The sequence below is a fragment of the Pseudoalteromonas sp. P1-30 genome (assembly GCF_001400005.1).
In the GTDB taxonomy this organism is placed as follows: Bacteria; Pseudomonadota; Gammaproteobacteria; order Enterobacterales; family Alteromonadaceae; genus Pseudoalteromonas; species Pseudoalteromonas atlantica.
Window position 1 is genome coordinate 419,565 of sequence record NZ_LKBC01000002.1, and the last position, 26,619, is coordinate 446,183.

At 42.6% G+C, this 26,619-nt stretch carries 26 protein-coding genes; 17 read left to right on the forward strand and 9 right to left on the reverse strand.

What is annotated here, in order from left to right; all coding sequences use genetic code 11:
• The first annotated feature begins 28 nt into the window (after positions 1-28).
• The 15 genes from rsmH to lpxC all read left to right on the forward strand — a co-directional run bounded on the left by rsmH (position 29) and on the right by lpxC (position 17,290).
• Positions 29-967, forward strand: coding sequence for a 16S rRNA (cytosine(1402)-N(4))-methyltransferase RsmH (rsmH, locus tag AN395_RS05410; protein ID WP_004589408.1), 939 nt, complete (start codon positions 29-31; stop codon positions 965-967).
• Positions 964-1,290: a cell division protein FtsL gene (ftsL, locus tag AN395_RS05415; protein WP_024033306.1), complete on the forward strand. Its 327-nt coding sequence runs from the start codon at positions 964-966 to the stop codon at positions 1,288-1,290. The genes rsmH and ftsL overlap by 4 nt, the downstream gene beginning before the upstream one ends.
• Positions 1,287-3,104: a penicillin-binding transpeptidase domain-containing protein gene (locus tag AN395_RS05420; RefSeq protein ID WP_024033305.1), complete on the forward strand. Its 1,818-nt coding sequence runs from the start codon at positions 1,287-1,289 to the stop codon at positions 3,102-3,104. Before ftsL ends, AN395_RS05420 begins: the two co-directional genes overlap by 4 nt.
• Entirely contained in the window at positions 3,097-4,575 is a 1,479-nt protein-coding gene (gene murE / locus AN395_RS05425; RefSeq protein ID WP_054982316.1) for a UDP-N-acetylmuramoyl-L-alanyl-D-glutamate--2,6-diaminopimelate ligase, read from the forward strand. Before AN395_RS05420 ends, murE begins: the two co-directional genes overlap by 8 nt.
• Positions 4,572-5,954: a UDP-N-acetylmuramoyl-tripeptide--D-alanyl-D-alanine ligase gene (gene murF, locus AN395_RS05430; RefSeq protein ID WP_054982317.1), complete on the forward strand. Its 1,383-nt coding sequence runs from the start codon at positions 4,572-4,574 to the stop codon at positions 5,952-5,954. Before murE ends, murF begins: the two co-directional genes overlap by 4 nt.
• Positions 5,954-7,036, forward strand: a complete 1,083-nt coding sequence (gene mraY / locus AN395_RS05435) for a phospho-N-acetylmuramoyl-pentapeptide-transferase (protein WP_004589413.1) — start codon at positions 5,954-5,956, stop codon at positions 7,034-7,036. The genes murF and mraY overlap by 1 nt, the downstream gene beginning before the upstream one ends.
• Positions 7,037-8,371 carry a UDP-N-acetylmuramoyl-L-alanine--D-glutamate ligase gene (gene murD, locus AN395_RS05440; protein WP_054982318.1) on the forward strand — a complete coding sequence of 445 codons (1,335 nt, stop codon included), beginning with the start codon at positions 7,037-7,039 and terminating at the stop codon, positions 8,369-8,371. It abuts the gene before it with no gap.
• Positions 8,368-9,543 (forward strand): cell division protein FtsW, encoded by a 1,176-nt coding sequence (gene ftsW, locus AN395_RS05445; RefSeq protein WP_004589415.1) that lies wholly within the window; start codon positions 8,368-8,370, stop codon positions 9,541-9,543. Before murD ends, ftsW begins: the two co-directional genes overlap by 4 nt.
• On the forward strand, positions 9,540-10,616 hold the full coding sequence (murG, locus tag AN395_RS05450; RefSeq protein WP_054982319.1) for an undecaprenyldiphospho-muramoylpentapeptide beta-N-acetylglucosaminyltransferase: 1,077 nt from the start codon (positions 9,540-9,542) through the stop codon (positions 10,614-10,616). Before ftsW ends, murG begins: the two co-directional genes overlap by 4 nt.
• A gap of 42 nt (positions 10,617-10,658) precedes the next feature.
• Entirely contained in the window at positions 10,659-12,068 is a 1,410-nt protein-coding gene (gene murC, locus AN395_RS05455) for a UDP-N-acetylmuramate--L-alanine ligase (protein WP_054982667.1), read from the forward strand.
• Positions 12,065-12,985, forward strand: a complete 921-nt coding sequence (locus tag AN395_RS05460) for a D-alanine--D-alanine ligase (protein WP_054982320.1) — start codon at positions 12,065-12,067, stop codon at positions 12,983-12,985. Before murC ends, AN395_RS05460 begins: the two co-directional genes overlap by 4 nt.
• 1 nt (position 12,986) lies before the next feature.
• Positions 12,987-13,772: a cell division protein FtsQ/DivIB gene (locus AN395_RS05465; RefSeq protein WP_054982321.1), complete on the forward strand. Its 786-nt coding sequence runs from the start codon at positions 12,987-12,989 to the stop codon at positions 13,770-13,772.
• Positions 13,769-15,001, forward strand: a complete 1,233-nt coding sequence (gene ftsA, locus AN395_RS05470; protein ID WP_004589420.1) for a cell division protein FtsA — start codon at positions 13,769-13,771, stop codon at positions 14,999-15,001. Before AN395_RS05465 ends, ftsA begins: the two co-directional genes overlap by 4 nt.
• A gap of 23 nt (positions 15,002-15,024) precedes the next feature.
• A complete protein-coding gene (gene ftsZ / locus AN395_RS05475) occupies positions 15,025-16,272 on the forward strand; it encodes a cell division protein FtsZ (RefSeq protein ID WP_004589421.1) in 1,248 nt (415 codons plus the stop codon).
• Between the two features lie 106 nt (positions 16,273-16,378).
• Complete coding sequence (gene lpxC / locus AN395_RS05480) at positions 16,379-17,290, forward strand: UDP-3-O-acyl-N-acetylglucosamine deacetylase (RefSeq protein ID WP_004589422.1); 912 nt, start codon at positions 16,379-16,381, stop codon at positions 17,288-17,290.
• Positions 17,291-17,419: 129 nt separating this feature from the next.
• On the opposite strand, the gene yjjG is transcribed toward lpxC, so the two are convergent.
• The 3 genes from yjjG to AN395_RS05495 all read right to left on the reverse strand — a co-directional run bounded on the left by yjjG (position 17,420) and on the right by AN395_RS05495 (position 19,599).
• A complete protein-coding gene (gene yjjG / locus AN395_RS05485; protein WP_054982322.1) occupies positions 17,420-18,094 on the reverse strand; it encodes a pyrimidine 5'-nucleotidase in 675 nt (224 codons plus the stop codon).
• Positions 18,094-18,636, reverse strand: coding sequence for an inosine/xanthosine triphosphatase (gene yjjX / locus AN395_RS05490; RefSeq protein ID WP_054982323.1), 543 nt, complete (start codon positions 18,634-18,636; stop codon positions 18,094-18,096). Before yjjX ends, yjjG begins: the two co-directional genes overlap by 1 nt.
• Before the next feature lie 63 nt (positions 18,637-18,699).
• Positions 18,700-19,599, reverse strand: coding sequence for a phosphoribulokinase (locus tag AN395_RS05495; RefSeq protein ID WP_004589425.1), 900 nt, complete (start codon positions 19,597-19,599; stop codon positions 18,700-18,702).
• 116 nt (positions 19,600-19,715) lie between these two features.
• Between AN395_RS05495 and AN395_RS05500 the strand changes: the two genes are divergently transcribed.
• Both AN395_RS05500 and AN395_RS05505 read left to right on the forward strand, forming a co-directional pair.
• A complete protein-coding gene (locus AN395_RS05500) occupies positions 19,716-20,588 on the forward strand; it encodes a hypothetical protein (RefSeq protein ID WP_054982324.1) in 873 nt (290 codons plus the stop codon).
• Between the two features lie 63 nt (positions 20,589-20,651).
• The gene (locus AN395_RS05505; protein WP_004589427.1) at positions 20,652-21,017 is read left to right on the forward strand and encodes a hypothetical protein; all 366 of its coding nucleotides are present in this window, start codon (positions 20,652-20,654) and stop codon (positions 21,015-21,017) included.
• 65 nt (positions 21,018-21,082) lie between these two features.
• Here the strand turns inward: AN395_RS05505 and AN395_RS05510 are convergent, their stop codons facing one another.
• The 6 genes from AN395_RS05510 to AN395_RS05535 all read right to left on the reverse strand — a co-directional run bounded on the left by AN395_RS05510 (position 21,083) and on the right by AN395_RS05535 (position 26,574).
• The gene (locus AN395_RS05510) at positions 21,083-23,656 is read right to left on the reverse strand and encodes a M1 family metallopeptidase (protein ID WP_054982325.1); all 2,574 of its coding nucleotides are present in this window, start codon (positions 23,654-23,656) and stop codon (positions 21,083-21,085) included.
• A gap of 148 nt (positions 23,657-23,804) precedes the next feature.
• A complete protein-coding gene (locus tag AN395_RS05515; protein WP_029774055.1) occupies positions 23,805-24,485 on the reverse strand; it encodes a hypothetical protein in 681 nt (226 codons plus the stop codon).
• Positions 24,486-24,638: 153 nt separating this feature from the next.
• A complete protein-coding gene (locus AN395_RS05520; RefSeq protein ID WP_004589430.1) occupies positions 24,639-24,989 on the reverse strand; it encodes a DUF2750 domain-containing protein in 351 nt (116 codons plus the stop codon).
• A gap of 17 nt (positions 24,990-25,006) precedes the next feature.
• The gene (locus AN395_RS05525; RefSeq protein WP_054982326.1) at positions 25,007-25,585 is read right to left on the reverse strand and encodes a glutathione S-transferase family protein; all 579 of its coding nucleotides are present in this window, start codon (positions 25,583-25,585) and stop codon (positions 25,007-25,009) included.
• Positions 25,586-25,640: 55 nt separating this feature from the next.
• Entirely contained in the window at positions 25,641-25,922 is a 282-nt protein-coding gene (locus AN395_RS05530; RefSeq protein WP_004589432.1) for a peptidylprolyl isomerase, read from the reverse strand.
• A gap of 79 nt (positions 25,923-26,001) precedes the next feature.
• Positions 26,002-26,574 (reverse strand): glutathione peroxidase, encoded by a 573-nt coding sequence (locus AN395_RS05535; RefSeq protein WP_054982327.1) that lies wholly within the window; start codon positions 26,572-26,574, stop codon positions 26,002-26,004.
• Positions 26,575-26,619 lie beyond the last annotated feature (45 nt).

Sequence of the window (26,619 nt, forward strand, 5' to 3'; positions counted from 1 at the left end):
CGGCACTAAAAAAGGCAAACACAAGCTAATGACTGCGCAATTTGAACACGTATCCGTATTAATGGACGAAACCATCGATGCTCTTGCAATTAAGCCAGACGGCATATACATGGATGGTACTTTTGGACGTGGCGGACACTCAGGTCAAATACTTGCTCGACTTGGTGAGCAAGGGCGTTTACAGGCCATTGATCAAGACCCACAAGCAATAAAATCGGCTGAAAAATTTGCCGATGACGCACGCTTTGCTATAGCTCACACCCGCTTTTCTAACTTATACGATGTAGCAGAGCAAAACGATCTGTTAGGTAAAGTTGATGGCATTTTATTAGATATTGGCGTGTCCTCCCCCCAGCTTGATGACGCAGAGCGTGGCTTTAGCTTTATGAAAGACGGCCCTCTTGATATGCGCATGGACCCAACAAGTGGGCGCAGTGCAGCGCAGTGGCTAGCCGAAGCTGAGCTTGAAGACATTACCCATGTAATTAAAACCTACGGTGAAGAAAAATTCGGTAAGCGTATTGCCCACAAAGTACTTGAGGTAAGAGAGCACACGCCAATTACTACAACCAAGCAACTTGCCGATTTAGTCGATGAAGCGGTGCCCGTTAAAGATAAATTTAAACACCCAGCCACACGTACATTTCAGGCAATCAGAATTTACATAAACAGTGAACTGGAAGAAATTCAAACCGCACTGCAAGCCGCTGTAAAAGTATTAAAGCCAGGTGGGCGTTTAGTGGTTATTTCGTTTCATTCACTTGAAGACAGAATAGTGAAGCAATTTATTAGAAAACAGAGTAAGGGAGAAGCGATACCCAGAGGTCTGCCTTTAACCGACGCACAAATAAATAAAAACCTGACGTTAAAAGCAGTGGGTAAAGCTATTAAACCAAGTGCTGAAGAAATTGAGCGTAATCCACGCTCTCGCAGCTCAGTACTTAGGATTGCACAGAGGCTTGGATGAACACTAAAGCGAATCATCGCCAACCCAATTTATTTTTAGAAATATTAAAAGGCCTAGGAGCTAACAAGCTAACCTCGGCCTTGTTGGTTGTGATATTCGCTTCAAGCTTTGCAGTAGTGCAGGTTACGCACTCGGCTCGCGCGCAGCTAATTAAGCAAGATACGCTGCTACAAGAGCGAGATGAGCTCGACCTTGAATGGCGTTATTTACTTGTAGAAGAAGAGTTTTATTCGCAGCATGCGCGCATTGAAGAAGTTGCTACCACGCAGCTTCAAATGAAGCGCCCTACCAGTCAGGATGAACAGGTAATAATAATACAATGAGAAATCGCGGCAAAAAACAGGTCAATAACTTAATCACATGGCGCTTTATGTTGGTGTGCACTGTGGTGTTTTTAGTGTTTGTAACACTGGTGTCGCGTGCTGCCTATTTACAAGTTATTGAGCCAGATAAAGCCCGTTCAGAAAGCGATAAACGCACCGTTCGTGTAGAAAAACTACATGTACAACGCGGTATGATCTTCGATCGTCAAGGCAAAGAGCTTGCTGTAAGTGTGCCTGTAGTCAGTGTGTATGCCGATCCTAAAGCATTGCATAAGTCACTTGTTGCTAAAGTTATAAAACAAGCACGTAAAAACGGTGAAGATCATAAAACGCTTGCAGAAAATGCCGCTGAGCTTGATAAGCGTACCTCTGTTTATTATGAAAATGATCTGCGTTGGCGTGAGCTGGCAGATGTATTACGTATCGATCCTAAAAAAATAAATTCGCGTTTATTAAATGATCCCACCCGTCGTTTTGTGTATTTAAAGCGCCAAGTTACACCGGCTGTTGCCAACTACATTAGTCAATTACGCTTACCTGGTATTCATTTGTTAGATGAGTCTAAACGTTATTACCCCGCGGGAGAGGTAACGGCCCACATTATTGGTTTTACAAATATTGATGGAAAAGGCATAGAAGGCATTGAAAAACTCTACGAAAATGCCTTAACAGGCGAAGAAGGCCGCCGCACTATTCGTAAAGATGCCCAAGGCCGCGAAGTTGAAGTATTAGATGAGCGTGAGCGTGTAGAGCCTGAAAACATTCAGCTGAGTATTGATCAACGTATTCAAGCAATTGCTTATAAAGCAGTAAAATCTGCTGTACTCACATATAAAGCGACATCGGGGTCGGCCATGGTGGTTGATGTTAAAACCGGTGAAGTTTTGGCCATGGTAAATAGCCCATCATTTAATCCAAATAATTTGAACGATGCACAACCACATAAACGCCGTAACCGCGCAATTACCGATTTGTTTGAACCAGGCTCAACCGTTAAGCCACTAGCCATTTTAGCTGGGCTAGACTACGGCGCAATTAAAGCCGACGACACCATTGATACCTACCCAGGTTGGATGCGTTTAGGCGGCAGTTTAGTAAAAGATACCCGTAACCACGGTGAAATGACGCTTCGCGAAATTTTAAAGTATTCATCAAACATGGGCGTGGCAAAGGTAACGCAGCAAGTACCTAAAGATTACTTAGTTGGCTTATATCAAAAAGTGGGCTTTGGTAGCGATACCGGCACAGGCATGGTTGGCGAAAGTAGTGGTTTATTTTATCCAAACCGCCGCTGGTCTGACTTTGAAATTGCTACGTTATCGTTTGGTTATGCTATTTCGGTAAGTACGGCGCAAATGGCCCGTTTTTACACCATGTTAGGCGCCGGTGGGATTAATCGTCCGTTAACGATTTTAAAGCAAGACGGTGTGCCAGAAGGCGAGCGTATTTTTAAACAAAAAGACGTAGAAGCCGTTGTTCACATGATGGAAAGCGTGTTTGAAAAAGACGGTACAGCCCGAAACATAAAAGTAGATGGCTACCGTGCGGCAGGCAAAACCGGTACTTCTAAAAAGGCGGTTGCTGGTGGTTACGGTGATGAATACGTAGGTTATTTTGCAGGTGTAGCACCGGCAAGTAATCCACGCTTGGCTGTGGTAGTGATGATAAATGAGCCCGGTGGCGATGTGTACTATGGAGGTGCCACCGCAGGCCCTGCATTTGCAGAAATCGTCTCTAACGCATTAAGAATATTAAACGTAGCCCCTGATAAGGAAGAAGTGGCTTACGTAAAAGGTAAAGATAACGATGCGTGATTTAAAGGCTATTTTAAAATACATCGACATAGATGCACCTTCGCAGCTAGTTAAAGATTTACGCCTTGATAGCCGGGATGTAACCCCTGGCGATGTATTTGTGGCTATAAAAGGCCATGCGCTTGATGGCGGACAGTTTATTGCCAAAGCAATTGAAAACGGCGCTACAGCCATTATTGCCGATAGACTGTGTGAATTTGATGTCACTTTTGAGCCACTGTATTTAGTAACTGAGCTTGATAAAAAACTCCCAGAGCTAGCGAGTCAATTTTATGAAAACCCAAGCCAATCTCTCGATTTAATTGGTGTAACGGGCACTAATGGCAAATCTACAACAACGGCTATGATGGCGCATTTAGCGCAGTTTTGTAGTACCCCTTCGGCCATTATAGGCACATTAGGTTATGGCCACCCCGATACACTTACGCCACTTATTAATACCACGCCTTCGGCTGTTGACTTGCAGCACATATTGCATGACTTAAAACAGCAGCATAAAAAGCTTGTGGCGATGGAGGTTTCATCGCACGGGTTAGTGCAACAGCGTGTGGCACAATGCCAATTTAAAGCGGCGGTATTTACTAATTTATCGCGCGATCACCTTGACTATCACGGCGATATGGCAAGTTATGGCGACGCTAAGCTTATGCTGTTTCGCGATTTTGACCCACAGCTAGTGGTGCTTAATCAAGACGATGGGCAAGCAGAGCAATGGCTTGAAAAATACAGTTTTAATAATCTTATTTGTTATGGTCGTAAAAATTTAGCGCCTAAAAATGCACAATATGTGTATTTTTCTGATGTTGAGTATTCTAAAAATGGTATTTCGGCGCAATTGAGCACAAGTTGGGGTGATATTAGCGTAACATCGCCTCTATTTGGTGAGTTTAACTTATATAATTTAACTGCGGCACTGGCAACGTTGTTGGGGCTAGGTTATCCGCTTGAGCAGTTAGCCGCCGGATGCGCGCATTTGCACCCCGTTGCTGGGCGTATGCAAGCGTTTAGCGAAGTTAATTTACCTACGTGCGTTGTTGATTACGCCCATACGCCTGATGCACTTGCTCTGGCTTTACAAGCTTTACAAAAACATGTGCCTGGTGGGGTTAGTTGTGTTTTTGGTTGTGGCGGCGACAGAGATAAAGGCAAGCGTGCCTTAATGGCGCAAGCGGCAGAGCAAAATGCAGATAAGGTTATTGTTACCAGCGACAATCCGCGTTCAGAAAACCCAGATGCTATTTTGGCAGATGTGGCAGCGGGTTTATCGCAGCCTGAAAAAGCCCATTTAGAGGCTGACAGAGCAAAAGCCATTCGCTATGCAATAGAAAATGCAAATGCGGATGACGTTATTTTAATTGCCGGCAAAGGCCACGAGGATTACCAAATTATTGGCGATCAACGTATCGACTTTTGCGATCGCAGTTATGTAAAAGAACAACTAAAAAAAGCAGTAAGAGGGATAACTCAATGATCCCAATGGACTTTGATTGGCTGGCAAATGTGCTAGCAACCGATTATCTAGGTGATAATCTCAATGTAGTAAATATTAATACCGATACCCGCAGCATTTGCGACGGTGAGGTGTTTTTAGCTTTAAAAGGGCCTAATTTTGATGGCCATAAATTTATTGCTGACGCTAAACAAAAAGGCGCTATTGGCGTTATTGTTCAGCATAAAGTAGATGTAGATATTGTGCAGTTTGTTGTTAGCGATACCCGTATTGCATTAGGTAATATAGGTGCGGCAGTTATGGCGCAGGTAAACCCTAAAACCATTGCTATTACGGGCAGCGTGGGTAAAACAACGGTAAAAGAAATGTGCGCCGCTATTTTATCGGTGCACGGAGATGTGCTTGCTACAAAAGGTAATTTTAATAACGATATTGGCGTACCGCTTACGCTATTACGTTTAGAGCCGCAGCACCGTTTTGCTGTTATAGAGCTTGGCGCTAATCATTTAGGCGAAATTGCTTACACTACCGCCATGGCAAAACCCGATGTAGCTGTGGTGTGTAATGTGGCCGCAGCGCATTTAGAAGGCTTTGGTAGTCTAATGGGAGTTGCTAAGGCAAAAGGTGAGATTTTTGATGGCCTAAAAGACGATGGCGTTGCCATTGTTAACTGCGATAGCGAATTTAGCCAATACTGGCTTGATAAATTAAAAGGGCGCTCTGTTAAGTGTTTTTCAAGTACTGAAAAACTTGATATTTGGGCTGAAAATATCAGCCTGGACGAAAACGCTCGCGCGAGCTTTTTATTGTGTACACAAGATCAAAAAGTACCAGTAACGCTTGCTCTTCCTGGTAAGCACAACGTGAGCAACGCGCTTATTGCCGCGGCTTTAACCAGCGAGTTTGATGTATCACTTGAAGAGATAGCCACCGCACTTGCCACCATGGGCGATGTTAAGGGGCGGGTAAATTTAATAAAAGTAACTGATTCACTGACCGTTATTGATGATACCTACAATGCAAACGTTAAGTCGGTAAAAGCAGCAATTGATTTATTAAGTGATATTCAAGGGCACCGTATTTTAGCGCTGGGCGATATGGGAGAGCTTGGTGAACAAGCCAGAACTTACCATCAAGAAGTAGGCGAATACGCCAAACAACAAGGCATTGATGAGCTGTATACGTTAGGTGTGTTAAGTAAATACGCAAGCGATGTATTTGATAAGCCAAACCGTCATTTTTCTAACCGAGAAGAGATGCTCAAGCAAATTCAAACCAGTCTTAATAACACAAACAATAAAACCACGCTTGTGGTGAAAGGATCGCGCAGTTCTCGCATGGAATTATTAGTAACCGATTTAGTAAATGGCCAGCAACAAGCCATCAATGGAGTATCATAATGTTAGTTTGGCTGGCAGAGTATTTAACCCAATATTACAGTGGCTTTAATGTTTTTTCGTATTTAACCCTACGTGCCATTTTAGGCATATTAACAGCGTTAATGATGTCGCTTTATTTTGGCCCTAAGCTCATTCGTTCGTTACAAAAAATGCAAATTGGCCAAGTAGTACGTGATGATGGCCCCGAATCTCACTTATCTAAAAAAGGCACTCCTACTATGGGAGGCTTACTTATTTTAGGCGCCATATTTACCAGCACCTTATTATGGGCTGATTTATCAAACAAATACGTATGGGCAACCTTATTTGTAATTGGCTCATTAGGTTTAGTGGGCTTTATAGACGACTACCGCAAAGTAATACGTAAAGACCCTAAAGGGCTAATTGCTAAATGGAAGTATTTTTGGCAATCGGTTATTGCTCTAGTGGTGGCAACTGCACTGTATGCAACGAGTACACAAGCGTCAGAAACCTCACTTGTTGTGCCATTTTTTAAAGATGTATTGCCACAACTAGGCTTGTTTTACATTGTAATTACTTACTTTGCATTAGTGGGTACTTCAAACGCGGTAAACCTGACTGATGGCTTAGATGGCCTGGCGATAGTGCCGACTATTTTAGTGGCGGCAGCACTGGCGATAATTGCTTATTTAACCGGTAATATTAACTTTTCGGCTTACTTACATATCCCGCATTTACCGCTTGCTAGTGAGCTGGTGGTTGTGTGTACCGCTATTGTTGGCGCAGGGTTAGGCTTTTTATGGTTTAACACATACCCAGCACAAGTGTTTATGGGTGATGTAGGGTCGCTGGCACTTGGCGGCGCGCTGGGCATTATTGCTATTTTAGTACGCCAAGAGCTACTGCTTATTATTATGGGCGGTGTGTTTGTAATGGAAGCTTTATCGGTAATTTTACAAGTGGGCTCATACAAATTACGCGGACAGCGCATTTTTAGAATGGCGCCGATTCATCATCATTACGAGCTAAAAGGTTGGCCAGAGCCACGTGTTATTGTGCGCTTTTGGATAATTTCAATTGTGCTAGTACTTGCTGGCCTTGCGACATTAAAGATTCGATAAATGCAGTATTTAAACGAGATAAAAAACAAACATATAACAGTGCTCGGACTCGGTGTAACCGGTCTGGGCATTGTGCGTTTTTTATTATCTCATGGTTTTGCACCAAAGGTCGTTGATAGCCGGGTTGCGCCACCAGGTATGGATTGGCTTAGCGAGCATGCTCCTGAGCTTAATACGCATTTTGGTGATTTAGCTAGCGCCGCGCTTTGTAAAACCGACATGATCATCATAAGCCCCGGGCTTAGCTTAAAAATTCCCGCAATTGCTCAAGCAATAGAGTCAGGCATTGAAGTAATTGGTGATGTAGAGCTATTTGCTCGTATAAATACAAAGCCGGTTGTTGCTGTTACAGGCTCTAATGGTAAATCAACCGTTGTTACCTTAGCCTACGAGGTATTAAAAGCAGCAGGTTATAAGGTGGCATTAGGTGGCAATATTGGCACTGCGGTATTGGATTTACTAAGTGATGATTTTGACGTGTATGTGCTGGAGCTTTCGAGTTTTCAGCTAGATACCTGCTCAAGCTTAAAACCAATAAGCGCAGCGGTATTAAATATATCTGAAGATCATTTAGATCGTTACGACAGCTACCAAGCCTATATCGACTCTAAATTAAGCATTTATAACAATGCTGAGCTTTTAGTAACCAACGCAGATGATATTCAAACTAAGCCTATTAGTCGCGCTTTAGCGCCGCAAATGAGCTTTGGCACCGACCACGGTGATTACCACTTAGCTGAGCGCAATAATGAGCTGCACTTTATAGTAAAAGGCGAGGCGTACTTACCTGTTAGCACGCTTGCGGTCGTTGGTAAGCACAATTACTTAAATACACTTGCGGTTATGGCGTTATTAAGCCCGTTTGATATTAGCAAAGAACAGTACGCAGCGGCGCTTTGTCAATTTAATGGTTTAGCGCACCGTTGCCAGTTTGTTGATGAGCAACATGGTGTTCAATACTTTAACGACTCTAAAGCCACCAATGTTGGCGCCACTATAGCGGCAATAGATAGTTTGGCCTCAGATCACGAAAACCTGATTGTTATAGCCGGTGGTGATGCTAAAGGCGCTGATTTAAGTGCGTTAAAGCCATATATAAAAAGTCATGTAAAAGCGCTTGTATGCTTTGGTAAAGATGCAGCAGAGCTTGCTGCTTTAACGAGTAAATCGCACTTGGTAAACACAATGCAAGAGGCGGTATCGCTCGCTAAAGTACTTAGCAAGCGCGGTGACATTGTATTACTTGCCCCTGCCTGTGCCAGCATTGATATGTATAACAACTACATGCAACGCGGTGATGACTTTGTGCAATGTGTAATGGAAGGGCAATTATGATTGCCTTTGCCGATTTAAAAGAAACACTCACCCCTAAACCCTCAGCACAGCTTTACGATGTGCCACTGCTTTATTGCATGTTAATGCTTATAGGGGTGGGTTTTATAATGGTGACCAGCGCCTCAATGCCCACAGCCGAAAGGCTGTTTGATAACTCATACCATATTACCATTCGCCACAGCATGTTTTTAGCGATGGCATTTGTTTTATTTTGGATTGCCGCCAGCGTGCCTATGGATTGGTGGAAACGCTCAAACCCGTATTTGTTGCTGCTTGGTATGGTGCTACTTATTGCCGTGTTAATAATAGGCCGCGAAGTCAACGGCGCTAAGCGTTGGATACCCATTGGGCCTGTTGGTTTTCAGGTGGCCGAGGCCGCTAAATTATACTTTTTCAGTTATATAGCAGGCTACTTGGTAAGAAAGCGCGAAGAAGTACAAGAAAATATTAAAGGCTTTGCTAAGCCTATCGCTGTATTCGCGGTATATGCCTTACTTATTTTACTGCAGCCCGATTTAGGAACCGTGGTGGTTATGTTTGTAACAACAGTGGGGCTGTTATTTTTGGCCGGCGCAAAGTTATGGCAGTTTTTTGTACTTATTTTAACGGGCGTAGGGCTTGTTGTATTACTGATTATTGTAGAGCCATACAGAATGGCGCGAGTGGTGGGCTTTTTAGACCCTTGGGAAGACCCATTTGGTAAAGGGTATCAGTTAGTGCAGTCGCTTATGGCCTACAGCCAAGGTGGCTGGTTTGGCCAAGGGTTAGGTAACAGCGTGCAAAAGTTACAGTATTTACCCGAGGCGCATAACGATTTTATTTTTGCCGTTATAGGTGAAGAGCTAGGCCTTGTAGGTGTAGCAAGTATTTTATGTGTGTTGGCTGTGTTTGTATTTAGGGCGCTTTTAATAGGCCAACAAGCTTTAAAATGTGGCAAAGAATACGAAGGCTATTTTGCGTTTGCTATTGGCATTTGGTTTGCGTTTCAAACCATGGTTAATGTAGGCGCCAGTGCAGGGTTATTACCGACTAAAGGGTTAACCTTGCCGTTTATTTCGTATGGTGGTTCAAGTTTATTAATAATGACGATTGCCACCGGTATTTTATTGCGTGTTGATTTTGAAACCAAAATGGCAACCAAACAAGCCACCTCACGCGGAGGTAAGCGATGAGTAAAAAATTAGTAGTTGTGGCCGGTGGTACAGGCGGGCATATATTCCCAGGTATTGCTGTAGCCGATTATTTAAAAGAGCAAGGCTGGCAAGTAAGCTGGATAGGCACGCCAGACAGAATGGAAGCGGATGTTGTACCAAAGCACAACATTGAAATTGATTTTATTAATGTAAAGGGCGTACGCGGTAATGGCTTAAAGCGTCTTATTAAAGCCCCATTCATGGTACTTAATGCAATATTGCAGGCGCGTAAGGTATTGAAATCTCAGCAACCTGATGTAGTGCTTGCTATGGGCGGCTATGTAACCGGGCCAACCGGCATTGCCGCTAAAAGTTTAGGCATTCCACTGGTGATTCATGAGCAAAATGCAGTAGCAGGAATGAGCAACAAGTGGTTGGCAAAATTTGCTAACAGAGTACTTGCTGCGTTTCCAAGCGCCTTTGCACCAGGGCAAGCCGAATTAGTCGGTAACCCAGTACGTGCAAGCGTTGCTAATGTAGCTAAACGTGATGTTTCAAGCCCTATTAATATTTTAGTGGTGGGAGGCTCGCTAGGCGCACAAGTGCTTAACCAAACACTGCCAGAGGCGTTTAATTTACTTGCTAAAACAGCGCTAATTAAAATGTGGCACCAAACAGGTAAAGGCCATATTGAGGGCGTAAAAAGCGCGTATGCGAAAAGCAACATTGCAGATGAAGACCTAAAAGTTGCTGAATTTATAGATGATATGGACGCCGCCTACGCGTGGGCCGATATTGTTATTTGCCGTGCTGGTGCACTGACTGTTAGTGAAATTGCCGCCGCGGGTAAAATGGCTGTGTTTGTGCCGTTTCCACATGCGGTAGACGATCATCAAACCGCCAACGCAAAATATTTAGTAACCGCAAATGGCGCGCTTTTAATGCCTCAGCCGCAGTTTAATAAAGATTCAATAGTTGAGCTATTAAACCCGTATTTGGCAAAGCCTATATTAATTAAACAAATGGCCAGCAATGCTAAGCAGCAAGCCATTTTAGATGCCACAGCAAGCGTTGCTTCGCACTGTGAGCAAGTAACAAATAAGAGAAAATAAGTGAAAGATAAGTCAATACAAGAACAACAAACTCGACCTGCTATGCGTCGAATAGAAACCATCCATTTTATTGGTATTGGTGGTGCGGGTATGGGCGGCATTGCTGAAGTACTGGCTTTTGAAGGCTACCGCATTACAGGCTCAGATATAGCGCACAGCGCAATGACCGAACGCTTAATTAAAGCCGGTGCAGAAGTATTTATAGGCCATCACGAAAACAACGTAAAAGATGCAAACGTAGTTGTTGTTTCAAGTGCTATTGACGAAACAAACCCTGAGATTATTGCTGCAAAAGCAGCGCGTATACCGGTAGTTCGCCGTGCTGAAATGCTTGCCGAATTAATGCGTTTTCGCCATGGCATTGCCATTGCGGGCACACATGGTAAAACCACTACAACCAGTTTAATTGCCAGCATTTATGCTCAGGCAGGGCTTGATCCTACTTTTATTATTGGCGGCTTATTAAATAGCGCGGGCAGTAACGCAAAAGTGGGCAAAAGCGACTTTTTAATTGCTGAGGCAGATGAAAGCGATGCATCGTTTTTGCATTTACAGCCTATGGTATCGGTGATCACCAATATTGAAGAAGATCACATGGAAACCTATGGCGGCAGTCTTGAGAAAATGAAAGACACCTATGTGGACTTTATTCATAACCTGCCATTTTATGGCTTAGCCGTAGTGTGCATAGACTCGCAAGTAGCAAGTGAGCTGATCCCGCGTTTTGGTCGCCCTGTGATCACGTATGGCGAGTCAAAAGATGCCGACTACCGCATGAGCGATTTTAGCCAATCAGCAAGTACTTGTACTTTTACAGTGACACATAAAAGTGGTGAAAGCTTAAGTGCAATGCTTAATATGCCAGGTAAGCACAACGCACTGAATGCCACGGCGGCAATTGCAGTGGCTAAAGATCAAAACATTGCTAACCACGCAATTTTAGAGGCGCTGCAAAAATTTGAAGGCATAGGACGACGCTTCCAGCATTATGGCAGTTTTGAAAATGAGCGCGGCAATGTCATGCTGGTGGATGATTACGGACATCACCCATCAGAAGTTGCTGCCACCATTGCAGCGGTACGCGAAGGCTGGCCAGAAAAGCGTTTAGTTATGGTTTATCAACCGCACAGGTTTACCCGTACACGCGATTTATACGAAGACTTTGTAAAAGTATTAGCAGATGTAGATCAACTTTTATTACTTGATGTGTACAGTGCCGGCGAAGAGCCTATTGTTGGCGCAGACAGTAAAAGCCTGTGCCGCAGCTTACGTCAGCGCGGAAAAGAGCCTCTACATGTAGCAACGAGCGCAGAGCTTGCTGGTGTGCTGGCCGATAACTTACAAAATAACGACTTAGTTTTAACGCAAGGCGCTGGTAATATAGGACAATTGGTTAAAACATTAGCGGCAACAGGTATGTCGGTGGAAAAATTAAAGCAAGGTGAAGTATGACGCAAGCAAACGCGCAATTTGGTAAAGTAGCAGTACTGCTTGGGGGTAACTCAGCAGAGCGCGAAGTGTCACTACGTTCAGGGCAAGCGGTGCTTAATGCACTACAAAATGCCGGCGTTGATGCCATTGCTTTTGACCCGCAAAATCGCTCTTTGTGGGAGCTAAAAGAATTACAGGTCGATCGTGTTTTTATTGCTTTGCATGGCCGTGGTGGCGAAGATGGTACAGTGCAAGGCGCGCTTGAATTTATGAATTTGCCATACACGGGCAGCACTGTATTAGGCTCAGCCTTGGCAATGGATAAAGTCCGTTGTAAGCATTTATTTAAATCTGCAGGGCTAAGCACAGCGCCTTATGCAGTTGTTGATGCTAAAAAAGGCTTTGATGCAAAAGCCATTATGGATGAGTTTAAAAAAGTAATGGTTAAGCCATCGCACGAAGGCTCAAGCATAGGTATGGCGCAAGCAAGTACCGCTCAAGAGCTTGAAGATGCCCTTACACACGCTTTTAAGTTTGATAGCCAAGTGTTAGTAGAGCAGTGGATAACTGGGCGCGAATTTACCGTGACTGTATTAGGCGATGAAGTACAGCCTGTGATTGAAATGACGACTCCAAATGGTTTTTACGATTACCAAGCTAAGTATCAATCAAATACAACACAGTATCATTGCCCTGCAGATTTATCGGCGCAAGATACACAGCACTTACAGGCTATCTCGTTAGAGGCGTTTGATTTAGTGGGTGCAAGCGGCTGGGGCCGTGTAGATGCCATGCAAGATGAGCAGGGGAATTTTTATTTATTAGAAGTAAATACAGTCCCTGGCATGACCGAAAAATCGCTGGTGCCCATGGCGGCAAAAGCAAATGGGGCAACATTTGAGCAATTAGTTGTTCGCATTTTGGGGCAAACGCTTTAATATGCATCCCCTTTTAGAAAAAGCTCAACAGTTAAAACAGCAACTTAACTTTAATTGGTCGCTAATTTTTGGTGTGAGCTTTTTTCTGGTGGTAGTGATTGGGCTCGTGCAAATAACTACCGGTGTATCTGATTGGCTAGTAGAGAACAAAGATGCACAAATAAAGCACTTAACAGTGCTAGGAAAGCCCAAATACACTGACGAAAAGGCCATAATAAAAGCAATAAAAAAGGCCGATTTAAGCAGTTTTTTTGAGCTAGATGTAAAACGCGTACAGCAACTGGTAAAAGATTTACCTTGGGTTGCAACCGTATCGGTACGCAAGCAATGGCCCGATACAATACAAGTGTACGTAGTTGAACACGAAGCCGTAGCCCATTGGAATAGCGATTTACTGCTAAACCAAAGTGGCGATGCCTTTGAAGCAAGTAGCGATAAACTCGCCAATGATTTACCGCAACTTTACGGCCCAGAAGGCAGCGAAAAAGAAGCGTGGATTGCCTTTAAGCAGTTTGACGAAATGCTAAATGTAAATGCGTTAACGCTAAAAAGCTTAGCCCTTTCGGAGCGTTTTTCGTGGCAGTTATGGTTAGATAATGGTGTGCGCTTAAATTTAGGACGCAAAGACAAAGCAAAGCGAGTACAGCGGTTTATAGATGTGTACCCGCGCATGGAAAAGCGTGCAGATGCACAAATAGATGCAATAGATTTACGCTATGATACCGGCCTTGCAGTTAGCTATAAGCCTGTGCAAGAACAGCAATTACAAAATAAGAGTAAGGCATGACTAAGTCAGCAGAAAGAAACCTAGTGATTGGATTAGACGTTGGTACCTCAAAAGTGGTGGCCACGGTAGGTGAAATCACCGCAGATAACAAGCTCAGCATTGTTGGTGTGGGCAGCCAAGTATCTCATGGTATGGATAAAGGCGGCGTTAACGATTTAAACTTAGTGTCTGAGTCGATTCGCCGAGCAATAGATGAAGCCGAGTTAATGGCTGATTGTCGTATTAGCTCAGTGTACTTAGGGATTTCTGGCAAGCACATACAGTGTCAAAACGAAAGCGGCGTGGTTGCTATTAATAATACAGAAGTAACCGATGAAGACATTGAAAATGTAATTCATATAGCGCGCTCTGTGCCTATTTCGGCCGAGCGTAAAATGCTGCATGCATTACCGCAAGAATACAGCATTGATATGCAAGAGGGCATTAAAAACCCCCTTGGGATGAGCGGTGTACGTATGGAAGCACGTGCACACATTATTACCTGCTCAAACGACATGGCTAAAAACATTGAAAAATGTGTTGAACGCTGTGGTTTAGAGGTTGATCAGCTTATATTTACTGCACTCGCATCGTGTTACTCGGTTTTAACCGATGACGAAAAAGAGCTTGGTGTAGCGGTACTTGATATTGGTGGTGGTACAATGGATATCACTATTTATATTAACGGGGCATTACGTCATTCTTCGGTTATCCCAGTGGCGGGTAATCAAGTAACCGGTGATATTGCAAAAATATTTCGTACACCTATATCACATGCTGAGTCACTCAAAGTACAATATGCATGTGCAAGTAGCCAAATGGCCAGTAACGAAGACACCATAGAAGTACCAAGTGTAGGCGGGCGACCAGCACGATTAATGTCGCGCCATACTTTATCTGAAGTGGTAGAGCCTCGTTTTAGAGAATTATTTGAATTAGCGATGGAAGAAATTCGTCGCTCAGGTTTAGAAGACCAAATTGCGGCAGGCCTCGTTATTACAGGCGGGACTGCTAAAATGACTGGCGCAATGGAAGTGGCTGAAGACATTTTCCAAATGCCAGTGAGAATAGGCAAACCAATCGGGATAGTTGGTTTGACAGACTACGTAGACGATCCTTCGTACGCAACCGCTGTAGGTTTGTTACAATACGGGCGCACTATGCAATCGATGAATGCACAAAAGTCGAAAGCAGAGGATAATAATAATTGGTGGAACCGCATTACTAAATGGTTCCAAGGCGAGTTTTAAAGTACTCAAGTCGGAGAGTAAACATGTTTGATATGATGGAACAACACAGCGAAGAAGCTGTAATTAAGGTAATTGGCGTGGGCGGTGGCGGCGGTAACGCTGTTGAGCACATGGTAAAACAACAAATAGAAGGCGTGCGCTTTATAGCCGCAAATACGGATGCACAAGCATTACGTAATTCCGCTGCCGATATTACCGTACAACTAGGCACGCAAATAACCTCAGGGTTAGGTGCAGGTGCAAACCCAGAAGTAGGCCGCGAATCGGCTGAAGAAGATGCAGAAACAATCCGTGCCAGCCTTGAAGGCGCAGATATGGTATTTATTGCTGCCGGCATGGGTGGTGGTACAGGTACTGGTGCTGCACCAGTGGTTGCTAAAATTGCCAAAGAATTAGGTATTTTAACGGTTGCTGTAGTAACGCGTCCTTTTGACTTTGAAGGCAAAAAGCGCGCAGCAGCAGCTGAACAAGGCATTAACGAATTGTCAGAAATTGTAGACTCACTTATTACAATTCCGAACAATAAATTGCTTAAAGTTTTAGGTAAAGGGACTACACTGTTAGATGCCTTCGCTAAAGCAAACGACGTACTTTTTGGTGCGGTTCAAGGTATTGCTGAGCTAATTACACGTTCTGGTTTAATTAACGTGGATTTCGCCGACGTACGTACCGTAATGTCAGCAATGGGTACTGCCATGATGGGCACAGCCTCTGCATCAGGCCCAGATCGTGCTCAAGAAGCTGCAGAAGCGGCTATCTCAAGCCCATTACTAGAAGACGTTGATTTAACCGGTGCTAAAGGTATTTTGGTTAATATTACCGCGGGTATGGACATTGCGATTGAAGAATTTGAAATTGTGGGTAACCACGTTAAAGCGCTAGCGTCTGAAAATGCAACCGTGGTAGTGGGTGCAGTTATTGACCCAGAAATGAGCGACGAGTTACGTGTAACCGTTGTTGCTACGGGTTTAGGCGGCGATCGTCGTCCGCAGTTTGGTATTGTTGATAACGGCTTTAAAAAGGCATCAGGTTCTGATGTAGCAAGTTCATCAAACCAATCTAGCAGCATGTACGTACCAAGCTTTGCAAGCCAAGGCACAAGCACTGAAGAAACGACGCCAAGCACGCAAGTAGAAAGCAAAGAACAAGCGCCATCTACAAGCTCAAGCAACACGGCAAGTTCATCAGCGCAAAACAGTAAAAAAGCGGATAAATCAGAAGGCGGAGATTATTTTGATATTCCGGCTTTTTTACGTAAGCAGGCTGATTAACATTTACTAATGCTTTTGTTTGAAATATGTACAAATATTGAAAGGCAAAAGGATTTATGTTAAACTCCGCCGTCTAACTGTAACTGATTTAAAAGTGAGCGAACCTATGATTAAACAGCGTACGATTGCACAAGTAGTCAAAGCCATAGGAATTGGACTTCATAAAGGTGAGAAGGTCACAATAACTCTCCGACCTGCGAGCGCAAATACCGGGATTGTATTTCGTCGTGTCGACCTTGATCCGGTTGTTGATTTTGAAACAACACCTGAAGCCGTTGGTGATACGCAGCTGTGTACCTGTTTAATTAACAAAGATGGCGTTCGCTTATCAACGACTGAGCACCTAATTGCAGCGGTTGCTGCAATGGGTATCGATAATTTAATTGTTGAATTAGACAGCTCAGAAGTGCCGATTATGGATGGTAGTGCATTACCGTTCATTTATTTGTTACAAAAAGGCGGCATTGAAGAGCAAAATGTTGCTAAACGCTTTATTCGTATAAAAGAAAAAGTACGTATTGAAGAAGGTGATAAATGGGCCGAAGTAGAACCATATGATGGTTTTCATATCGACTTTGAAATTGCCTTTGATCACCCGGCCATTAATGAAAGCCGCCAGCGCATTGGTTTAGATATTACTGCGCAAAGCTTTACTGAAGAAATTAGCCGTGCACGTACGTTTGGTTTTATGAAAGACATTGAATACATGCATGCTAATAACCTAGCACTTGGTGGCAGCATGGACAGCGCAGTAGTACTTGATGACTTTAAAGTACTAAACCCAAATGGTTTGCGCTACAGCGATGAATTTGTAAAACACAAAATATTAGACTGTGTGGGCGACATGTTTATGACAGGTCATAACCTACTAGGTAAAGTAACGGCTTATAAATCGGGTCACGATTTAAATAATAAGTTACTTCGCAAAATTATGGCAACAGAGTCAGCATGGGAGTGGGCAACATTTGAAACGCCTGTTACGATGCCTGCACCCGGCCTTGAATTAGCGACGGCCTAATTTAGTATTTTTTAAAAATACACGCTCACAAACAGTTATAAAAAATGACGCTTAATAGCGTCATTTTTTTTGCCTTAAATTAGCGAGTTGCAGCTAATTACTATTAATTTTTAATAATTAACGCGCAGCTTAAAGCGCTAAAATTGTTGGTAACTGTGCCAGTTCAGTTATGGTGTAGGTTGGGCTTATGCCTGCTGGTAACTGCTCGCCTGGGTGCTGTAGCCAACAGGTATCAATACCGGCATTATTGCCTCCTAAAATATCGCTAGAGGCAGTGTCGCCCACCATTAATATTTTGCTCTTGTCTGGGTTACCCATAAGCTCAAATGTGTGCTCAAAAATAGCCTTGTTAGGCTTAGCAATGCCTACCAGTTCCGAAATAACCAGCCAATCAAACATGTTTTCAAGGCCGGTATGCGCTAGGCGCAGGGCTTGCAAACGGGCAAAGCCATTAGTAATAATACCCAATTGTGCATGCGGTTTGAGTGCATTTAGTAAATCGATTGCGCCGGGGAGTGGTTCACAAATTTGTGCCATAGCATCTAAAAATGCATCGTTTAGCTCCTTAGCGGGTACCCCTAATTTTACAGCCCACTCGTTAAAGCGGGTTACTTGTAAGTAATCGGCGCTAATTTTTCCATCTTGATAATCTATCCACAGCTGCTTATTAGTTTTTTGGTAATGGATGTAATCGGCTTGAGTAAACTCAATATTGTACGCTTTAAACATGCGGGTCATCCCCGCTAAAATATCAAACCTGAATAGTGTTTCGTCTGCATCAAACAGTACATAACTGTATTTCATTAATTTTCCTGATAAAGGCTAGGGTGTAAAAAAGGAGCCATAGCTAAGGTAAGCGCTTGGGTGTAGGTGCTCTGGCGAGTGGCATGATTGTTTGTGAGAAGTCCTATCGCGCCGCCTTTTTGCTTAACATTATGGGTGTTAAATGCTTTATCCATTACATCGCCAAGCTCTTCTCCGTTTAGCAGCGCGTTATATAACACTTGTGGTAACGGCAGGTTACTGCTGCGTCCTATCGCTTGCTCAGAGCCATTATTAATCACAACATAGGCAAAGGTGGCAGCTCCATAGCTAAATTGCTCTGCACCGCCTTCCATTGCACAGTAGTAATCTGCTTGGTACATGCTTTTACAGTAAGTAACTCGGTTTTGTGCGCCTATACGGGTTTGTTCCTCGCCAATTGGTTGATCGGGAACATTTGAGGGAGCATCAACGCCTTGGCAATCAATTTCGTAACTAGGAAAGTACATTGCAAAAATATGTTTTGCAGCGTTAATTTTTACTGGGTTTTTAGAGCCCACAATAATTTTTAATGAGTGCGACACGTTTTCCCTCACTGTTAGCAAAAGCAGCAGTGTACGTCAGAAGTGTAAATCATAAAAGAGGGGCTAAATGGGTATATCTAAAGGGGCTAGGTTTTCAAGAGCACGCTTTTTAACAATAATGTCTTTAATAAGCGGGGTAAGCACCAGCTCCATTGCTAAACCCATTTTACCGCCTGGCACCACAAGGGTATTTATACGCGACATAAAGCTGCCTTCAATCATCTGTAAATAATACGGAAAATCAACGTCATCAATTCCTCTAAAGCGAATAACCACAAAGCTTTCATCTAGCGAAGGAATATCTTTTGCGCTAAATGGGTTTGACGTATCAACCGTTGGCACACGTTGAAAGTTAATATGGGTGCGCGAAAACTGCGGTGTGATGTGGTTAATGTAGTCATCCATACTGCGTACAATGGAGTCCATTACTTTTTCGCGAGAGTGGCCGCGGTCTTGCGTATCGCGGATCAATTTTTGGATCCATTCAAGGTTAATAATAGGCACCATGCCTATAAGCAGATCCACGTGCTTAGCTACATCATGATCCTGATCAACCACGCCACCGTGCAAGCCTTCGTAAAACATTAAATCAGTGTTTGTTTCAAGATCTTGCCAAGGGGTAAACGTCCCCGGTAATTGATTGTATGGCACTGCTTCGTCAAAGGTATGTAAGTATCGGCGCAATTTGCCTTGGCCTGTTTCGCCGTAGGTACCAAATAAGGTTTCTAATGCGCCAAAGTCATTGGCTTCACGGCCAAAGTAACTTATGTGTTTACCTTCTTGTTGTGCTTCGCGTACTTTTTTATCCATTTCTGGGCGCGTGTAACGATGAAAGCTATCTCCTTCGATAAAAGCCGCATCAATGTTGAGGCTACGAAAAATATGTTTAATTGCATTGGTGGTAGTGGTAGTTCCCGCACCCGACGAACCTGTAATAGCAATGATAGGATGTTTAGCTGACATGTATTTTCTCTTTTTTAGGACCAAGTTAGTTATAAAGAGTTGACTGACTTAGGTCAAGTGACGCCATCGGCAAATAACGTTATCATGAGGTGCTTAAAAATAAAACGAGAGAAAGCATGAAACTTATTAAACCATGGCTTGGGCTAGTCTCTTTAGCGGCGCTAAGCCTTGCTACAGCGCAGGCTAGCATGCCTAAAAGCCAAATATTACTTGCTGATTTAAATACACCCTACGGTATGCAAGTGAGTATAGTGAGCGACAAAAACAGCTATAACAACCAACCTTATTTAACAAACAAGGGTATTTATTTCACCCATGAAGTTATTTCAAGCGAGCAAAGTCAAACCGATATTGCCTATTATGATTTAGCAACCAAGCAAATAAGCAACATAACAAATACGCCAGTGAGCGAATATTCGCCCACTGTTATGCCCTCAAAACAAAGTTTATCGGCTATTGTGGTAGAGCAAGATAGCAAACAAAAGTTGTGGCAATACCCACTTGATACTAAGCAAGCACCGAGCCGTATCTTTGATTGGATTGAACCTGTTGGCTACCACGCGTGGGGCGCTCAAAACGACTTAGTGATGTTTATTTTGGGTGAGCCACATACTTTGCAATATACTTCGGTTGCTGCGGCAAAAGGCGAGGTGGTAGCAAGTAACATAGGGCGTACGCTTATTTATAACAGTAAAACCGCAACATTTTTATTTAGTTACACAAAAAATGATCAGCATATTTTAGCAAGCTTTAACCCGCAATCTAAACAGGTAGAAAATTTACTTAGATTGCCAGAGCAAGTACAAGACTTTATTTTAAAAGATGCTAATACAGTGGCTTATGCGGTTAAAAACCGTGTATATATGCGTAATTTAAGCGGCACCGATGAGGTTTCTCAATGGCTTAACTTAAGCCCATATTGCGAGACAAACATAACGCGAATGAGTTATAAAAACGACAAACTTGCCTTTGTATGCGATGTAAAATAATTCGGACTTTGCAGCGCGTATAGGCTAATGTAATGCACCATTAAACATTAAAGGGATCACCACGTGGCTTATAGTGCAGATGAGTTAACAGAGCAGCTCATTCAGTTAAAGTGCAGAAGTAACTTTAAAATTAAAAACATTGCTGAGTACATGTTAGCAAATTCTAAAGAAGCAATTTATACCCACAGCGAAGCGGGTAAAGGCAAAATTATTATTCGCCCAGCCTTTGAGGTGTTTAGCGATGATTTTGCAACAATTGATGAGGTAACACGAGTACAAGGTTATTTTCATAGTAGCGAGATGACACGCTTTCCTACACGTATTCACAAAAGTGCGCAGCCGATTCACTATGGTGTGGCCTTTAAAATTAACTCAGAGCAAGCAGCAAAAGACTTTATTGCCAAGCTAACACAGATTATTAACGGGTAAATAAAAGCCGCTGAGTGAATAACTCAGCGGCTTTTTTAATTATGCATATTTACTTTTAATTAAGCTTATTTGCTTTTTAAAAAGTCATTAACTGATGCCAGTTCACGCTCTTTAAGCGCAATACAGTCATGGGTACTTTCTTCAAGCTTGCTTAGCGTACGCGCGTAGCCCGGTGTTTCTTCAATTTTATCTTTAAAGAATGCTTGCGTGGTTGCTAAACTTTGTTCATCACAACGCGCGGTTGTAAAGTACGGTAAGTTAGGCACAAAAAACGGCGGTAAGCTTTGTGTTACCTTGTCGTAATTGTTGTATATCCACTCAATAAATAGTGCTTGGCGTGGCTCGCTATAACTTTGACCCGCTAAAATAGTGCGCATATCAGACGCGGTGACTTCGTCGGTTAAGGTGTACGCTAATACCTGCTTTTGTAACTGCGCTTTACCCATAAAGCCCATTGCTGCCAGCATGTTTGTGCGTACTTGTGGATCTTTAGTGGTTTTAAAGGTTGCCATAAATTGATCAAGTAAGGCTTTATCCCCATTATAAGCGGCAAGTTTTAAGTAGGTAGCTGCTAAATACGGATCCACTTTTTGCGGATCGTTTAAGTACACTTGCGTTTGCTCTTTTGCTTTGCTGATCACACGTTGATCTTCGCCATCAAAACCAAGCAAGGACACAACACCTGCACGTAGTTGCGATACTGCACCGTCTTCGCCAGCTTGTGCTTCAAGTGAATATTTTTTAGCTGCAGGCATTACTGCACTGCGAATAAACTCAGGCCATAACGCTTCGTTGCTTTCATCTTTAAAGGTATTTTTTTGCGATACCAAGTAGCCCAGCGCTGTATTTGCAACACGAGGGTGATCATCGCTCACAAATACTTCTAAGGTTTGCATTAACTTAGCCGCCGATATTACACCCGCATCAAGTAGTGCATCAGTGGCAGAGAGCAGCGCTAAGCGCTCACGATCATTAAGTGCTTGCGGAGCATGTTTTATTAGTGAATCAAACTGCGCATCGTCCATTACCCAGCGGTAATAACCTAGCGCCCCTTCATCGGGATAAATCCACTGTGGCTCAAAATCAAGTGTTAAGGTTTGGCTTTGCTTATTGAGTAAAATACTGGCTGTTTTTACTTTATCGCCAGCGCCATATTTTATCCCAACAGGGACATTCCAAAGCTGTGCGGGGGCATCTACACCAGCATTAGCAAAGCGACTTTGCGATATAGTAATTTTTTTACCGTCTTGTTTTACATCTACAAGCGGAAAAGAAGACTGTTCAATAAATGATTTTAAAACACTCGCAACATCTTTATTAGAAGCTTTACCTAGTGCTTCCCATAAATCGGCTGCTTCGGCGTTTTTATACGAGAATTTTTTTAAGTAACTTTGAATCCCTTTTTGGAATGCGTCTTCACCAATCCAGTTTTCAACCATAGCCAGTACAGCGCTGCCTTTACTGTAGGCAAGCCCTAAACCATCCATAATATCGGCTTCGGTTTTAATTGGTTTACGAATCGGCTTAGTGCTTAAGCGAGCATCTAATGCCATTACGTTGTTTTGTGGTAAATCAAGGTGAGATTCAAATTCTGGATTAAGCTGCTTAGTAATCTTTGCCGCCATCCAGCTGGCAAATGCTTCGTTTAACCATAAGTCGTTCCACCACTTCATGGTAACTAAGTTACCGTACCATTGATGGGCAAGCTCGTGAGCAATAATCGACACATTACGCTGTTTTTTACTGCGTGTAGCAGCTGCTAAATCAACCAGTAATATATCTTCGCGGTAGGTTACTAGGCCTGAGTTTTCCATTGCGCCAAAAGGAAACTCGGGTACTGCTACCGAGTCGAGCTTTTTATAAATATAAGGAATACCAAAATACGCCTCAAGTGCAGCAAGTACTTTTGGCATGTTCTCTTTTGCGTAATCAGCTAAATGAATTTTACCCTGCGGGGTAATAACACGCCCTGGAATTGGCATGTCTTTTATTTCAAGCTCTTCAAAAGGGCCCACGGCCATAGCCACTAAATAAGAAGGAATAGGTGGCGTTTTATCAAAGTAATGCGTTGTCATCTCGCCGTTAACTGCGGTTTTAAGCTCTGGCGTATTGGCATAAACCTTTTGAGACGTTGGCGCTGTAATTGTTAACTGAAACGGTATTTTATAACTTGGTTCATCAAATACCGGAAATGCACGGCGTGCATCATTCATTTCAAACTGAGTAAATAAATAAGGTGTGCCCTGATCAATTGTTTTGTATAAGCCCACACTTTGGCGATTATACGGCGCAGAAAAATCTATTTTTAGGGTGTACTTACCCGGCTGAATTTGCTCATCACAGCTAAATTTTACTTTTTCTGTTTTTAGCATTTCGTTATTTAAGTCGCAGTTTTCATCGCCTAGTAACTGCGCCATTTTAACAGCGTAAGCCACGCCGTTAAGTTCAATGTAATGAGTGGGTTTTAACACTTCTAGGGCTATTTCTGTCATCCCTGTAAAGGTGTCTTGGCTTGGGTCGAGTGTTAACGACACCTTTTGTGAACTTGGTTTAGCAAGCTTTTCGATAACGAACTCGTTAGCGTTGGCAGTAGTCATTGCTAAAGCAACACTTACTGTTAATAGGCTTTTTAAAAACATAGTGATCCCTAGATTGTTGTTGTTAGAAACTGACTCAAACAGGCATTTCTATGCCCTTAAAAATTGAGATTTAGATATCCTAGCAGTTTTTTTTATGAGAGTAATTTAATAAAGTGGCTGCTTGGATTTAAAATAGTAACAAATAGTGTCAGTGGCTCTGGCGCAGCTTAAAGCGCTGCCAGTGCAGCTGTGGGTTAATGGTGCGAATTTGCTGTATTACGTTGTTTAGTAAGGCGGTATCGTCAAATTTATCATTGGGGTATTCGTTAAACCCCATTAAATAATTAAAGGCGTCTTTTGAATTAGCCTGTAATGCGTAAATACGTACTTGTTGCTCAAAATTAAGTCGTAGGCTACTTATGGCGGTTTTCATACCAAGTTGATCAACAGTGGGAATGGCACATTTTTGCAAATAACCCGCACGCTCACCTTCACCAGTAAACCAAATGCGTACTTTTTCGCTGTAACGGCCAGACTTAGCCGGTAAATCAAACAACAAACGTGTGTGATTATGTGCTTTAACAAAGGCAATAAAGTCGTTAAGCCCTGCATCAACTAAGGCTTGATGCACCGGAACCAAGCGCGCTTTTATTTTTCCATTAGTATGAAAATTAAAACATAAAATGCCATTTTTAAGCTCAAGATCGTCAAGCGTTAAGCAGCCAATTTCATCGCTATATGCGCCACTGTAATAGGCAATTAAAGGCAACCAAAAATGCCAATGCTTTGCTTGCTCTCTTGCTACTTTAAAATCGCCATAAATATAGCCGTTATAAAGCGTATGCAGTTCCATTGCTGAAAAAGGGCGGCGGCCAAGATGGGTTTTCAACGTAATCCCTTGAAATTAATGACATGTTATATTTTATACTTAAAACAGATAAACATGCGAGTATCGATTTTAGTATTTATGTTTTTAGCTACAAAACAAAAACACCCACTTAAAAAGCAGGTGTTGTATTCACTATTTAATTTATAGTGGCAGTTATTCGCTAAGTGCGCGTGCTAAGCCAACAGGCTCTATTTCTACACACACTTGGTCGTCATTCCAATTTAAACCAACTAATGCGCTGTCTTCGTTTAAATCTTCTACCCACTCATCTAAAAATTCATCTAAATTAATTTCTACAGGCGTAAATTCTTGCCACTCTTCTTTACACTGGGCTTTTGCTGCGTCTTCGCTTTCCCATAAAAGCAGTACATCCGTTTCGGCAAACTGGTTAGATTCGCACACTACAAAGCCGCCGTCGTCGCCACCTAACGCCCACACTTGCTCGCTTAAACGTACTTTTTCTACAAAGCTAACTAGTTGTGATTCAATTTCAATATCGCTCATGTGTTTACCTTATTTGTTTAGAGTCTAGGATCGGTGCTTACAGCAGCTTGACGCGTGCCATAGTCGTTATAAAAACTGACTAAAGCTGCGTGTTGGCTAAAGTCTGTTAATTCACGAAAGCAAATCCAATCAAGTAGGCAGTATAAACTGATGTTAAGGCATTCACAGCCTTTAAATTCATCATCGTTTAAATGACTATTTAAATAGCTTAATGTTTCAGCAATTCGTTCGTTTTGCAGATTAAAAAATAATTTATCGTCGTTAGTATCAAACCCTGAGCGTCTGCTAAGTGCTAATTCTACTAACGAGTCGTTACAGGCGTTAATAATATTAAGTAGGTGCTCTTGCGACCAGCTTAGTGGTGTTTTACCAGCCTTGGCGATAAGGTAACGTAAAATAATGGTTGAATCGCTTAGCGTTAAATCACCATCAATTAAAACCGGTATTTTTCTTCCAGGGTTGTTACTGGCTAAGGTAGGGCGGTCTTGCTCAGAAAAAATATCTAGGTTTACTAGCGCTAAGTCAACATTGTTTTGTGCTGCCCACATTCTTACTCTGCGCGCAAATGGAGAAGGGTTAGATCCTATAAGTTTCATAATTGCTCCTAAAAAAAGCCGCATAAGCGGCTTTTTGTGTTGCGATAAGTCAACGTTATTCTGAGCGGCTTGTCACTTCTAGTAAGTGATAGCCAAACTGTGTTTGTACAGGGCCTTGTACTTGATTAATTGGCGCTGAAAATACAACTTTATCAAACTCAGGTACCATCATACCTGGGCCAAACTCGCCAAGTGCTCCGCCGTCTTGACCAGAAGGACAGTTTGAATATGTTTTTGCAAGCTCTGCAAAGTCTTCGCCTTGTTCAATCTTAGCTTTTAAATCTAAGCACTCTGCTTCGCTGTCTACTAAAATGTGCCTTGCACTTGCCACTGCCATAAAATCTCCTGTTTAAAGTTGGTGTATTTAACCATTAAAGCCAGTCTAGTTAGTTTTAACTCGCAGTACCAGTATAAACTTAATTGATGAGTAGCGTATTTTCAATTGCATCAATTAATTCTTTTGAATTAGGAGCTACTTTACTGTTAAAGCGTTTAATTATTTTGCGATCAGCTGAAACTAAATATTTATAAAAGTTCCAGTTAGGTGAGCTGGTTTGCGCGTTTAAGTGTTTAAATATTGGATTTGCATCACTGCCGCGAACTTCGCTGGTAGTAAACATAGTAAACGTAACGCCGTAATTAATAAAACACACTTTTGCTATGTCTTTTTCATCGTTTTCTTCTTGAAAAAAATCATCAGATGGAAAACCTAATACCACTAAACCTTTGTCTTTGTATTGTTGGTGTACTTTTTCAAGGCCTTCAAATTGAGATGTAAAACCACAATTGCTTGCTGTATTTACAATGAGCAAAGGGCGGTTTTTAAATTGGCATAAGTTTAAGGATTCTTTTGAGCGCAGCTTACGTATCTCTACATTTGTAAAGTCTTCACATTGTTGCTGCTGTTGTTTGCTGGGTAACGTGTCATTTGCTTGGGCAGCTAAGCTCGTAATAAAAATACTGAGCCCTAGTATCGTTTTTTTTAACATACTCAACGCCTAAATTTATAATTGTTTGACTAGTCTATCTTACGC